Below are 14,209 nucleotides of genomic sequence, written 5' to 3' on the forward strand. Positions count from 1 at the left end.
TATTTGGTCTGCCGCTTAAAGCGGCCGGAAGCACGTGGCTTTAGTCATGTGAGGTTCACGATTGAGTAAACAGAAATATTATCTGATTTGATATAACCAATTGCAAAGAAGGGAAAATCTTCATGAGAAGTCATTGGACAGAAATAGAAAAATATTTAGAAGACCAGAAGGTAGCGCAGGAACTGATTGGAGAACTGAGAGATTTTCACATGCGTTATGAGGTAGAGGATCAGGTAAAGGAACGAGTAGAAAAACCGGATATCCTATTTTATGGGAAAAAGATTCTGGAAATGTCAATAGCAGCGCTTCTTCAGGGAGATAACCTTTTACTTTCCGGCGCGAAAGCTACAGGAAAAAATGTACTATGTGAGACACTGACATGGATATTCGGAAGACCGGAATATGATATTTCTTTTCATGTAAATACAGACAGTGCCGATCTGATTGGAACGGATACCTTTATAAATAATGAGGTTCGCCTTCGGAAAGGCCCCATCTACCAATGCGCGGAATTTGGAGGATTTGGAATCCTGGACGAAATCAATATGGCAAAAAATGATGCGGTTTCTGTACTGCATGCCACACTGGATCATCGGCGCAGAATCGATATTCCAGGATATAACAGGATTTTACTTCATCCGGCAACACGATTTATCGGCACGATGAATTATGGTTACGCAGGTACCAGAGAGCTAAATGAAGCATTGGTTTCAAGGTTTATGGTAATTGATATGCCTGAAATGGATGAGGATAGTGTCCTTTTTGTATTAAGACAACATTTTCCAGATGGGGAAAAAAGTGCACTGAAAGCTTTTGCAGGACTGTTTCTGGATTTGCAGATCAAAGCTTACCATGGAGAAATCTCAACAAAATCTCTTGACCTGAGAGGATTGGTTTCTGCTGTAAAAGCAACAAGAAGCGGACTTTCTCCAATTGATGCAATCCAGATGGGAATCATAAATAAAAGTTTTGATGTATTTGAAAAAGAGATCGTAGAAGATGTGGTTTCTACCAGAATCCCATCTTCCTGGACCGGAAAAGACATATGGGGGTAAACTTGTATGGAGGATGTCAGATGGCCGGCGGAACAACTGGAAGAACATCATCTGGAGATCAGCAATCGTATCAGAAATCTTTTTTGGACAGTCAGTGGTGATTATGATACGGAATTTGAACCGGATACAGAAAAATATGTTTATTCAAAACAAACGGTTCTGTATGAGGCAGTGAAGCAGGGTGCCTTTGCACGATATTTTGATCAGAAGAAACTTGGCATGTATTTGATGAAAAAATTACATTTTTCTGCTGGAGAAGATATGCTTTTGCCTCTTCAGAGATTTCGGAATTATGAAGAACCAAGGGAAACAAATGAAAGAATCTTTCAATTTCGTGCATATGCCAATAACAGAGATGGGCTTGCACTGAAAACAGTCGGTTCCTCTCTCATGGAGCGACCGGAAAAAAATAAGATTTTAATCGTATTAAGTGATGGAAAACCCTGTGATATGAGCATACAACGACCAGGAACCCGCCAGCCCAAGATCTATGACGGAGAAAAAGCTGTGAAAGATACTGCATATGAGGTACGTCGGGCCAGAAATCAGGGAATTTTCGTAATTGGTATTTTTGTAGGGAATGAAGAAGAGCTCTCCGTGGAAAAGAGAATCTATGGAAAAGACTTTGCCTATATTCGTAATATCAGCAATTTTTCCCGTATAGTAGGAACTTTTTTGCGAAGACAAATTGATATGGAATGAAAATGGAGGAATCACTATGGGTAAAATTGAATTTGCCAATTGCCAGGATGTAAGAAATCAGAAAAAGATACAGGAATTAGATTGTCCACACTGTCATGAACCGGGAGGCATTGAAGCCTTTGTGAAAGACGGGATACTTGCAGAGGATGGAGTATGTGATAACTGCGGATATATTCTTCCAGAAGGAACAGAACTGGAGGAAGTGGAGTAAGACAGTTTGAAGTAATCCCGAATCTCACCTATAAATCCGGTGAACAGATGGAGCAACTTGGCAAGTATGGTTTTCTTCGCAGAGATTATCTGAAAAACCATCGAAATTCAACCTATCAGGTGATGCTTCTGCAGGATACGATAGGAGAGCATCTTCTGGAAGTGGACAAGGCAGCCAGGGAACGGGAAGAAGTGATTCTGAAACAGTTGGAAGAAAAAGAACCACTGCCGGATAAGGAGAAAGATCAGATGGCATGGGTAAGAGCTGCCAATCAGCACAGAGCGATTGCAGAAGAGATTATCCTGAAAGAATTGATTTATGTATAAGGATTGCCAGTAACTAATCTGGCAGGTAACTGATAAAAATAGAATATTGTGAGCGAAGTAAGGCGTGAGTCATAAGATATGGCTTGCGTCTTTTCCTTTTGAACTGGAAAGAAGGATGGGAGCATGGCACAGATTTTTCGTGTAGAGAGAACTAAGAATTTTACGGTAATGAGTAATCATCATTTCAAGAATAAGAATCTGACATTGAAAGCGAAAGGTCTATTATCGCTGATGTTAAGTTTAAAGTATCAGGCGGAACAGAATAGAAAGACAGCTGAGAACGAAGTGCAAAAATTGAAAAAAAGGATAAGATTGCAATCAGAGAAAATAAACGAGATAAAATTTTTCTGTGGAATCGGATATATAGTGGCACTTGTACTTTCAGCTTGTCTTATTAAGATGTGTTTCTTGTGATTTTAAATGCGATATTTCAGAATTGAATTACGATTTTTGGTAGATTAGATTGTTTGAAACGCATTTTTATGATATGATGATAAATACCATGTGAACAGATATTTCAAGCAAATAAGATTGAGGTGAAAAAATGGCAGTTAGTTACAAGAAATTGTGGAAATTGTTAATTGATAAAGAAATGATGAAGAAAGATTTGCGTGCAATGACAGGAGTTAGTACAACAACGATGTCTCGATTATCAAAAGATGAAAATGTAAGTACAGAGATTCTGTCAAAGATATGTTCTGCTTTGAATTGTGATGTGGGAGACATCATGGAATTTGTTCCTGATAAAAAAGAGGAGCAGTAAGGAGGTACGGGAACATGGATCATTCTTATCCTTATATTGCGTCTTTGACCAGAGAGCCGTTCCTTTTCTACGAAATGCGTTCTACCGCAAAGCTAATGGCAGAAGGAAATTCCGATGATGCAATTGTTAAAGAAATTGTAGAGCAGAATCTTTTTCAGTATCCAACGGAAAAATCTATTACACGCATGGCGAAAGCCTGCATCAAACGGCTTCAGGCACTGGAAGATGATTCTCTGGTTTCTGCGATTGCTTCACAGCCGACGGATGTGGCAAAACAGATTTGTTTGTATGCGTTGATGAAGCAGAGCCGACTGGTCTGGGAATTTATGCTGACCGTCATTGGCGAGAAGTACAGATTAAGGGACACGTCTTTTGGTAAGATAGATTTGAATACATTTTTTATGCGCTTGCAGGAGCAGAATGATACCGTGGCTTCCTGGAGCGATACTACAATAACAAAGTTAAAACAGATAATTGCCAGAGTGCTTGTTGAAACAGAATATCTCGACAACCGGGGGGCAGATCATTTGAATCCAGTATGGCTGCATCCTGTTTTGGAGAATGCCATCAGAAGCAATGGTGATATGGCGATACTGCCGGCGTTTAATTGCTTTTCTTAGGAGGTAGCCAATGAGTGACATAAAAGAACGCCTGGACAAAGTTCGGGCATTGATTCAGGAACCGGAGTTCCTGGAAGGCAAAGGACTCAGCAATGAGGTGAATATCAGAATCTTCTGTTATGAACCGGAGAATGAAATGGTTGTCCGTCATTTTGTGAATCAGCTGGAAACTGATCAGTCCTTAGATTGCCATTTGATCGTTTGTAATTTATATAAAACATTTCTCTCTATCTGCGATGATATGGACATCACAGATGCAATTCCCGATATGGAAGAAGCTGACGGAAGTGCTTATCTTCTGGAGCAGCTTAACTCCGCAATCGGCAATGGAGAGTTCATTGATAAAATCCAGTATGAGCCACACGAACCGGGTGATGTGCTGATGCTGACAGGTGTGGGCGAGGTGTTCCCGTTTATGAGAATCCATACGTTATTGGAAGCCTTGCAACCGTATTTTTCGGATGTTCCGATTTTGGTTATGTATCCGGGTGAGTTTGATGGTCGTCATGTAAAACTGTTTAATCGTCTGACACCAAATGATTATTACCGGGCATTCAATGTCATAGATTAAGGGGGATAAAGCCATGATGATTCGAGATATGTTTGCGGATGACATTAACCGCAAAATCAATGGTGTAATTAAAGTAGATCAGGCTGCTGATGATGTAATCGAGCAGGAGTTAAATGAATATGTCATTACCAGAGAATTGAAGAAACATTTCATTACGTTCTTCAATTATTACGGTGATGCTTTTGACCAGCCGACAGCCGATATGGGTGTTTGGATTTCCGGTTTCTTTGGAAGTGGTAAATCTCACTTCCTGAAAATGCTTTCCTACCTTTTGGAAAATAAAGAGGTAAAAGGCATTCGCAGTGTGGAGCGTTTCCGTAAAAAGTTTGAGGACGACCCGGCAACCTTTATGCTGATTGATCGTGCCACAAAGGGACAGACCGAGACAATTCTGTTCAATATTGATATTGAGGGATTCAGCAATAAAGATAAGACTGCGGTTCTTCGTGTATTTGCCAAAATGTTCTACAACCATCTGGGATTTTACGGTGAGAATCTGAAAGTTGCCATGATGGAGCGTTATATTGACCAGCAGGGAAAAACTGAGGAGTTTCGCAGAGTTTTTGAAGAAAAGAAAGGCAAGTCCTGGATGGAAATGCGCCGTGCCTTTGCATTCAATGGAAAGTTTATTATTCCGACTTTAATGGAAGTTCTGGATATGAGTGAGGACGATGCCAAGGCATGGTTCAATGATAAAACGGCAACAGAAATATCTATTGCTCAGCTTGTGGAAGATATGAAAGCCTATGTGGATACTAAACCAGCGAACTTCCGTCTGCTGTTTATGATCGACGAAGTTGGTCAGTATGTCGGCACAGACACCGATATGCTTTTGAACCTCCAGTCTTTGACAGAAAAAATCGGAAGTGAGTGTGAAGGAAAGATTTGGGTGATCTGCACCGGACAGGAAGCCATTGATGAAATCATCAAAGTTCGTGCCGATGAGTTCTCCCGTATCCAGGCTCGTTTCAAAACAAGACTGAGCTTATCTTCTTCCTCCGTGGATGAAGTCATCCAGAAGCGTATTCTGAAAAAGAAACCGGAAGCAACAATGGATTTGGAAACCGTTTATGAGCAGAATGATTCTGTCCTGCGTAACCTGTTCAGCTTCAATGGCTCTATTCTGGATATTAAAGGCTATTCCGGTCCGAGGGAATTTACTGAGAACTTCCCGTTCGTGCCGTATCAGTTTATTATTATGCAGAAGGTATTTGCTGAAATCCGCAAGCACGGAAATTCCGGCAAGCACCTTTCCGGTGGTGAGCGTTCCATGCTGTCCGGTTTCCAGGAAGCTGCACAGAAAATTCAGGAGAAGGATGAGTATGCACTTGTTCCGTTCTTCCGTTTTTATGATACCGTACATACTTTTCTGGATGGTTCAATTCGTCGTGTAATTGAACGTTGCCAAAAAGCTGCCGACAACGGTGATGGCATCGAACAGCAGGATGTAGATGTACTGAAACTCCTGTATCTGATTCGGTATATTGATGATATTCCTTCCAATCTGGACAATATCGTTATCCTTATGGCAGATGATATTCGTGTGGATAAGATTATCATGCGTGAAGCTGTCCGTGGATGCCTTGACCGTCTGATGAGCCAGAACTATATCGGCAGAACCGGAGACACTTATAACTTCCTGACGGATGAAGAACAGGATATTCAGCGTGAAATCCGGGATACCAATGTAGATACCGCTTCTATCGTAGAGCGTATCGCTCAGATGATTTACGGTGATATTTTCACAACCAAGAAGTTCCGTTATGGAAAATATGACTTTGCTTTCGATCAGATGGTGGACGGCATTACAGTTGGAGTGGCAACAGGTGGTATGCGTCTGCGTTTCCTGACCGTTGCTACCGATGCTATTGAAAAAACAGATTACCGTCTGATGGCGGAGTCCAAAGGTAATGAAGCAATCGTGGTTCTGGCTGATACGCCTTACTATGAATCTCTGGAATCTGCTATGAAGATTCGTAAGTACGTAAAGCAGAGAAATGTAAGCCAGCTTCCAAAAACTGTGCAGAAAATTATCAGTGACCAGCAAGACGAAGCCGGAAAATATGAGCTGAGTGCCATGAGCGAATTGCAAAATGCTATTGAAGGGGCGCAGTTCTATGTAGACGGTGAGCATCTGGAAATCAGAGCTGGAAATGCTAAGAGCAAGATTGACCAGTTGCTTGAATATCTGGTTGCCCATGTATATAGCAAGCTCGACCTGATTACAGATAATGCAGGCAGTGATGTAGATATTATTGCGATTCTGACAGGTGCGGTAACGGCACTTCCGGGCATGGAACCGAACCGTGATGCTGCTTCTGCTATGGAAGAATATCTGGAAATGCAGGATGTGAAAAAGTTGCCGACTTCTATGGCAGATGTGCAAAGCAAATACAGTGCGATTCCGTATGGATGGAAAGAAATCGATATTGCTGCGGTTGCGGCACAACTGATTTATTCCCAGAAAGTAACCATCAAGTATGCAGGCAATACCATTCAGCCGGATGACCCGAAGTTGCCGGATATGCTCCGCAAAAAGAGTGAGATCGGCAAGACTTCCATCAGCAAGCGTAAAAACATTTCTGCTACGATGATGCGTGATGTAAAAGCGATGCTCCGAGAGTATTTCGACATTATGGATGTGCCGGATGATGAAGATGGTCTGATTCGCTTTGTGACGGAGAAGTTTACCGAGCAGCGTGATTACTATGCTTCTTTGGATGCTTGTTATGACGGACATAAATACCCGGATCGTGCATTAGTGCAGGAAGCTATTCATCTGATGGATGATGTTCTTTCTCAGAAGAAAGACAATATTGCCCTGATTGAGCGTGTGCTGAAAAAAGAGGATGCTCTTTTCAACAATAAAGAAGCCATGAGCAACGGCATTGAAAACTTCTTCAAAACCCAGGTAACAGTATTCGACCAGGCAGTGCAGTTTGAAAAATCTCTGCATGATGACCTTGACCGGATTGCAGAAAATGAGGAAGCACATAAGGCACTGAATACTATTCGATTGATTACGATGGTTCAGACCGGAAGCAAGTTCAACTATAACCGGATTCGTGAACTGAATCCGTTGATGGATACGGTTCGCACCGCCCATGACAAGATGCTGGAAGAAAAACGTGCTGAGGTTCTGGAAACGGTTCGTCAGTGTATGGAAGCGACCCATACTGCTGCAAACGGCGATTCCAAGGCATCCCATCTGATTGAAAAATCGGATCGGTATTTCAGTCAGTGCAAGGAGAAAATCGCAGAATTAAAGAGCCTTGCCCTTCTGGATGCTATGTTCTTGCCGATGTGCCAGTACAAGGATGATACTATCAGCAATATCGAGTCAGTTCTGGCTCCGCCTGCACCGAAGCCGCAGGTACAGCCGACACAGCCAGGAAAAGAAACTGCTCCGGCAAAGAAAAAGGTTGTCCGTGCTTATAACCGACAGGTTGTATTCCAGGCAAAGACCTTACAAACGGATGAAGACATTGATGATTATGTAGAGAAGATTCGTTCTCAGCTGAAGCAACTCTTGAAAAATTGCGATGAGATCAAGCTGAACTAACGAGGAGAGACGAGTATGGATAAGAATGCGATTAAAAAATTTGCTGTCTGGGCAAGAACAGAGCTGATCGCCCGTGTTTCCCTAAAAGGCGTGGAATACGGTATCACAGAGGATAATATCGAGGCCGCCAATGCGGACAGCGTTGGCGGCAAAGTCCTCACTGCTGATGAAAAGAAACAACGTCAGGCTTTGATTGCCGAGATTAACGATAAAGGCTATAAGCAGGTCATGGAGGAGGTTGCCTACACTTGGTTCAACCGCTTCTCTGCTCTACGATTTATGGAAGTCAACGGTTACATTCCTTCCCATGTGCGTGTATTCACGGACGAGGAAAACAACTTTAAGCCGCAGATTATAACCGAAGCCATTCATCTGGATTTGGATGGATTGGATATGGAAAAGGTCTATGAACTGAAAGATGCCGAAAAGACCGAAGAACTGTATAAATATCTGCTGATCGTGCAGTGTAACGCCTTGAATAAGATTCTGCCGGGAATGTTCCAGAAGATTGCGGACTACACCGAGCTTCTTCTGCCGGACAATCTGCTCCGTGAAGGCAGTGTCATTCAGCAGATGATCGAGTTGATACCGGAGGATGACTGGAAGGATGCTGTCCAGATCATCGGCTGGCTGTATCAGTATTATAACAGTGAGAAAAAGGATGACGTTTTCGCAGCACTGAAAAAGAATGTGAAAATCACAAAAGAAAACATCCCCGCAGCAACTCAGCTTTTCACACCAGACTGGATTGTTCGCTACATGGTAGAGAACAGTCTTGGTCGTTTATGGCTGGAGGGACATCCGGATGTGAAAGAGCAGCTTCTTCCTACCGAGGAAGAACAGTCTGCCTATGCTGCCGGAAACCGTGATCCGGAAGATACCAAATGGCACTACTATCTGGAAGAAGCTGAGCAGGAGCCGGAAGTGCAGGCACAGCTTGCCGAGATTCGCAAGGAATACGCCGCGCTGACACCGGATCAGCTGAAAGTTATTGATCCATGTTCCGGTTCCGGTCATATTCTTGCGTATATGTTTGATGTGCTGATGAAGATATATGAATCTTACGGTTATACCACCCGTGAAGCAGTGGCAAGCATTGTAGAGAACAATATTTATGGTCTGGATATTGATGACCGTGCAACACAGCTGGCTTACTTTGCGGTAATGATGAAAGCCCGTCAGTATGACCGACGCTTCTTCAGCCGTGGCATTCAGCCCCATGTGTATGCTATTGTAGAGAGCAATCATGTAGATGAATTTGCCGTGGACTATTTCTGCAATGGGGATGCAAAGCTCACGACAGCTATGGATACCATCATTAAAGAATTGCATGATGCAAAAGAATACGGCTCGATTCTGACCGTAACACCGCAGGATTGGTCTACACTGTATGACCGTTTTGCAGAGATTACGGAAGATATAAATATGTCCCGTGAGACGGCACTGAGAGAATTGTTGCCGTTGGTGCAGGTGGCAGAAGCACTGGCGCAGAAGTATGATGTGGTAGTGACAAATCCGCCGTATATGGGTAGCTCTGGTATGAGTATAAAGCTCTCTGATTATGTTAAAAGTGATTACCCAGATAGTAAAAGTGATTTGTTTGCTGTGTTTATTGAACGTTGCGGACAAATGACAAAGAAAAATGGCTGTCAGGCAATGATTACACAACACGCTTGGATGTTCCTTGCAAGTTATGAGAATATTAGAAAGAAAATTTCTAAAAAAGCTATTATAAATATGGCGCATTTGGGAGCTCGTGCCTTTGAAGAAATTGGTGGAGAAATTGTACAAACAACCAGCTTTGTAATAGGAAACACATTTTTGAACAATTATCTTGGTACATATTGCAGACTTGTTGATCCGACGACACAAACTGGAAAAGAGGAACTCTTCATTAAAGGAAAAGAACGGTATATATCTAATCAACTACGATTTCAAAAGATACCAGGTGAACCGATAGCTTATTGGATTAGTGAACAGTTTGCTAATTGTTATGATAATGAGTTATTGGAGAAAGTTGCATTTTCTGATGGACAAATTTTAACTGGTAATAATGACAAGTATTTGAAATTGTTGTGGGAAGTGAATGCTCATGATATTGAAGCAAGGAAGTGGGCGTTACACGCTAAAGGAGGTGAATTTAGGCGATGGTATGGCAATATTGATACCGTAGTAAAGTTTGATCCAATCACGATTCAGCATTATAAAAGAGATAAAATTGCACGATTCCCCAAAGATGAAATCCTTTTTAGGAGAGGAATCACATGGACCCTTGTTTCGATGAATCCTTTGTTTGGCGTAAGAGAACTTGGTAAAAATTTGACATTTAATAAAGCGGCAGCAACAATATTGTTTAATGATGAAACTATTATAGATTATGTGTTAGGATTTTTAAATTCCAAGGTGTCACAAGCACTTTTAAGAATTATAAACCCGACAATGAATAATAATATCAAAGATATACTCAATATGCCATTTATCAAAGATATGAATTTTTATCCGCAGGTTAAATCCTTAGTCCAATATAATATTAGTATTTCAAAGCAGGATTGGGATGCTTTTGAAACCTCATGGGATTTTCAAAAGCATCCACTGCTTCGCAAAGTTTCTACCATTGCGGAAGCCTTTGACCAGTGGCAGACTGAATGCAATGACCGTTTTAACCAGCTGAAAGCCAATGAGGAAAAATTGAACCGTATTTTCATCGACATTTACGGTTTACAGGATGAGCTGACACCAGAGGTTGAGGACAAGGACGTTACTGTCCGCAAAGCTGATCTTGGCAGAGATATTCGCTCGTTCATTTCCTATGCGGTTGGCTGTATGTTCGGTCGCCACTCTCTGGATGCGGATGGTCTTGTCTATGCAGGTGGAGAATGGGATAACAGCAAATATAGTTCTTTTGCTGCGGATAAGGATAACATTATCCCGATTTGCGACGATGAATATTTTGAGGATGATATTGTCGGTCTATTCGTGGAGTTCGTAAAAACTGTTTACGGTGTAGATACCTTAGACGAAAACCTGAAATTCATTGCCGATGCACTGGGGGGAAAAGGTCAGCCGAAAGATGTGATTCGGAATTATTTTCTGAATGATTTTTATAAAGATCATTGTAAGATTTATCAGAAACGCCCGATTTACTGGCTATTTGACAGCGGCAAGAAGAATGGATTTAAGGCTCTGATTTATATGCACCGCTATCAGCCGGACACCATTGCCCGTATCCGTACCGATTATGTGCATGAACAGCAGGCTCGTTATCGTACTGCTATTGCGGATTTGGAACAGCGTATGGTCAATGCTTCCACTGGCGAGCGTGTGAAGCTGAACAAAAAGTTGAATACCTTGCAGGCGCAGGATACTGAAATCAGAATTTACGAGGAAAAGATTCATCACCTTGCCGACCAGATGATTTCCATTGATCTGGATGATGGTGTGAAGAAGAATTATGCAATATTTGATACAGTATTAAAAAAATTATAAATAGGAGACGAAGAATCATGAAAATTATGGTTACACTTACACAGCGTACAGGAGTTGCATATGCAACGGCAGAATATGATGGAAAGATAATTACTGTTCTGGCAGGTGGCAAAATAAGTCCGGATTTTGCAAATCATATCAGAGGTGGGAAAACCGCTAAAGCATATCGAGACAATCCAGAGTATGTGGATAAGAATGGTAAGATTCTTAAAAACTGTGAGTTTACCAGCTCTTCAACAGCGGCTCAGTTTGTGACGGGGCGAAGTACAAATGGGTATAAGGCTTGGAAAGTTGAAAAGAAACTTAGTCTTGGTCAATATTTGAAGGATAAGGGCTTGCGTTAATGGGGGTGGTATTTTGATTGATGTTACTGTGAAAATTACAGCGATTATAATGTATTGCGATGAAAGTATACTTAATCTTGAATTGGGAAATGGTTATACTATCGAGAAGTGCTATTATGATGATTTCCCATTCAAATCAGAAATTGAAAATGGAAAAAATCAACTATGTATTGAGTATATAGGCTCACGTTTACATGATGAAAATGGTTCATACTTTATCTGCCTAAAAAAAGAAGATGTATTTTTGATAGATGGTCCTCAGATTGTTCCGGGTGCTGTAATCACGAATAAGACTTGCCAATGTGAAGATGAAATTGGAGCTTACCAAGAGCAAGAGGTACAATATTTGCATAAAATATTTTCGTTGTTGCGTTTATATAAAAACGGGAACATTGGATTATATCAAACATTTTTCAATTACAGATTTAAGGTGTTGGGTTTTATAAATAATACTCAGAACCATACGAGCAAGAATAGTACCAGAAATGCTTATGATGAACGAAAATATATACTTGCAACAGAAGATGTTGAACGCTGTAATCAGTTTTTAAGAGATTATAAATTACAAATTTATTCCATGATGAAACCTATTATTGATGAGTTTGTGTGGGGATTGGAGCAGACAGATGCTCCAACTGGATTTGAACAGTATACGACAGCATTAGAAATGGCACTTTTGCCGGTAAATCAACCAGGTAAAAAACAAATGTTATCCAATCGCATTGCAGTTTTGCTTGGAAAGAATGATGCAGAAGTTGTAGGAATACATGATAAGATGCTGGACTTTTATCGTTATCGCTCAGAATCCTTACATGAAGGTGATGGAAGCAATATCTCAAAGCAAGACCTCATTGAAATGGAAAATTATGTTCGTCAGACTATTACTGCAATTATGCAGAAATCTAAATGTCAGCTCGCTATCGACAATACGAAAACGTGGATTGATATTAAGAACGACTTGATGAATGAGCTGATTTCCAAAGTGGTAAATAAGAAAACTGCGGGTATTTTATAATATGAATGGTGGCAATAGCTGCCAAAGAGAGCGAGGTGTTACAATGACTATAGAAGAAATTCTTGCAGGAGAATCGAAGGATGTGGAGTTCAAAGAGAACCTGCCGGAGAAAAGCCTCAAATATATGAAATCTGTGGTTGCCTTTGCCAATGGAACCGGCGGAAAAATCATTTTCGGAATTGCCGATAAAACCAGAGAGGTTGTTGGCTTTGACAAGGAAGATGTGTTCAAGAAAATGGATGCCATTGCCAATGCCGTATCAGACAGCTGTGAACCGGCAATTATCCCAGATATCACTTTACAGACGGTTGATGGTAAGACTGTCATTGTGGTAGAGGTTTTTGAGGGCAGACAGCGCCCGTATTATATCAAAGCCCTTGGTAGAGATGGCGGTGTATATGTCCGTGTTGCCGGAACTACCCGCCTTGCCGATGAGTATATGGTAAAGGAGTTGTTGTTTGAGGGCAGTAACCGCTACTATGATCAGGCTTTATGTACTGGGTTAAATGTTACAGATGAAGATATTGATACCCTTTGCAAAGCTATGAAAGAGCAGGCTGTCAGAAATGCTCGGACAGAGGAACAGAAAGCATCGATTAAAGATGTAGGCAGACAGCAGTTGCGTTCCTGGGGAATTTTAATCGAGCGTGATGGAAAAGATTTTCCATCCAATGCGTTTGCAATTTTGACAGGCAACGGAGGCCTTCATGTTGCAACGCAATGTGGTGTGTTCAAAGGTACAACGAAAGCGGTATTTGTTGATCGTAGAGAATATACCGGACCGCTTTGGGAACAGATAGACGAAGCATTTCAGTTTGTCTTAAGAAATATTCATCTGGGTGCTACTATTGTGGGAATTTATCGCCAGGATGTTTATGAGATTCCACCGGATGCCATTCGTGAGTTGATTATCAATGCTATGGTACATCGTAGTTATCTGGATCATGGTACGATACAGGTAGCGGTATATGACAACCGATTGGAAATCACTTCTCCTGGGAAGCTGCCAATGGGACAAACGATGGAGCGTATGAAAGAAGGTTATTCCAAAATCAGAAATGAAGCCCTTGCCCATGCGTTTGCTTACATGAATCTGATCGAGCATTGGGGAAGCGGTATTCCGAGAATTATTGATAAAGTGAAAGCTGCCGGACTTCGGGAGCCGGAGTTTATTGGTGGCGAAGTGGATTTGCGTATCAATATTTATCGAGGTCAGGTTGACGGCACTGTTGACCTCAATGACCTCAATAACGCCATTAAAGTGCCGGATACTATTGATAAAATGCCAGATAGTGGCAATGAAGTGCCGGATAAAACAGAAACAGTGCCAGATACGACAAAGAAAATGCCGGATAGTGAACAGGAACAACAAATCTATAAATATGTATTGGAAAATGGCTCTATTACTACTGCTGAAACAGTAGAGATTTTGGATGTAAAACATCGTAGAGCCAGAGCTGTCTTGCTGAATATGGTTAAGGATGGTTATTTGAGAAAAGAGGGTGCGGCACGAAGCACTATTTATGTAAAAAATACGGAAGGGAGATAATGCAG

Annotated in this window: 12 protein-coding genes and 1 pseudogene; all 13 read left to right on the plus strand. The window is 41.4% G+C overall.

Annotation, left to right across the window (positions count from 1 at the left end; genetic code table 11):
• The first annotated feature begins 122 nt into the window (after positions 1-122).
• The 13 genes and pseudogenes from DW915_RS10650 (at position 123) to DW915_RS10710 (ending at position 14,204) form a co-directional block, all read left to right on the plus strand.
• Positions 123-1,055: an AAA family ATPase gene (locus DW915_RS10650; RefSeq protein ID WP_118742110.1), complete on the plus strand. Its 933-nt coding sequence runs from the start codon at positions 123-125 to the stop codon at positions 1,053-1,055.
• Between the two features lie 6 nt (positions 1,056-1,061).
• A complete protein-coding gene (locus DW915_RS10655; RefSeq protein ID WP_118595781.1) occupies positions 1,062-1,757 on the plus strand; it encodes a cobaltochelatase CobT-related protein in 696 nt (231 codons plus the stop codon).
• Between the two features lie 16 nt (positions 1,758-1,773).
• Positions 1,774-1,968 carry a hypothetical protein gene (locus DW915_RS10660; RefSeq protein ID WP_118247149.1) on the plus strand — a complete coding sequence of 65 codons (195 nt, stop codon included), beginning with the start codon at positions 1,774-1,776 and terminating at the stop codon, positions 1,966-1,968.
• Positions 1,926-2,294 carry a TnpV protein gene (locus tag DW915_RS10665; RefSeq protein ID WP_118601697.1) on the plus strand — a complete coding sequence of 123 codons (369 nt, stop codon included), beginning with the start codon at positions 1,926-1,928 and terminating at the stop codon, positions 2,292-2,294. The genes DW915_RS10660 and DW915_RS10665 overlap by 43 nt, the downstream gene beginning before the upstream one ends.
• 123 nt (positions 2,295-2,417) lie before the next feature.
• Positions 2,418-2,537: pseudogene (locus DW915_RS10670) on the plus strand (helix-turn-helix domain-containing protein); the annotation flags it as partial.
• Between the two features lie 301 nt (positions 2,538-2,838).
• The gene (locus tag DW915_RS10675; RefSeq protein WP_002578407.1) at positions 2,839-3,057 is read left to right on the plus strand and encodes a helix-turn-helix domain-containing protein; all 219 of its coding nucleotides are present in this window, start codon (positions 2,839-2,841) and stop codon (positions 3,055-3,057) included.
• 14 nt (positions 3,058-3,071) lie between these two features.
• Positions 3,072-3,677 carry a DUF1819 family protein gene (locus tag DW915_RS10680; protein WP_055219004.1) on the plus strand — a complete coding sequence of 202 codons (606 nt, stop codon included), beginning with the start codon at positions 3,072-3,074 and terminating at the stop codon, positions 3,675-3,677.
• A 10-nt stretch (positions 3,678-3,687) separates the two neighbouring features.
• Positions 3,688-4,248, plus strand: a complete 561-nt coding sequence (locus tag DW915_RS10685) for a DUF1788 domain-containing protein (RefSeq protein ID WP_055219002.1) — start codon at positions 3,688-3,690, stop codon at positions 4,246-4,248.
• 13 nt (positions 4,249-4,261) lie between these two features.
• On the plus strand, positions 4,262-7,810 hold the full coding sequence (gene brxC / locus DW915_RS10690; protein WP_118742111.1) for a BREX system P-loop protein BrxC: 3,549 nt from the start codon (positions 4,262-4,264) through the stop codon (positions 7,808-7,810).
• A gap of 15 nt (positions 7,811-7,825) precedes the next feature.
• Positions 7,826-11,296, plus strand: coding sequence for a BREX-1 system adenine-specific DNA-methyltransferase PglX (gene pglX / locus DW915_RS10695; protein ID WP_118595779.1), 3,471 nt, complete (start codon positions 7,826-7,828; stop codon positions 11,294-11,296).
• A 17-nt stretch (positions 11,297-11,313) separates the two neighbouring features.
• Positions 11,314-11,640: a DUF4357 domain-containing protein gene (locus DW915_RS10700; protein WP_118742112.1), complete on the plus strand. Its 327-nt coding sequence runs from the start codon at positions 11,314-11,316 to the stop codon at positions 11,638-11,640.
• Positions 11,641-11,653: 13 nt separating this feature from the next.
• The gene (locus DW915_RS10705) at positions 11,654-12,655 is read left to right on the plus strand and encodes a hypothetical protein (protein ID WP_118742113.1); all 1,002 of its coding nucleotides are present in this window, start codon (positions 11,654-11,656) and stop codon (positions 12,653-12,655) included.
• A gap of 43 nt (positions 12,656-12,698) precedes the next feature.
• Entirely contained in the window at positions 12,699-14,204 is a 1,506-nt protein-coding gene (locus DW915_RS10710; RefSeq protein WP_118595776.1) for an RNA-binding domain-containing protein, read from the plus strand.
• Positions 14,205-14,209 lie beyond the last annotated feature (5 nt).

It is taken from the genome of Blautia sp. AM42-2 (genome assembly GCF_003480245.1).
Classification (GTDB): domain Bacteria; phylum Bacillota; class Clostridia; order Lachnospirales; family Lachnospiraceae; genus Fusicatenibacter; species Fusicatenibacter saccharivorans.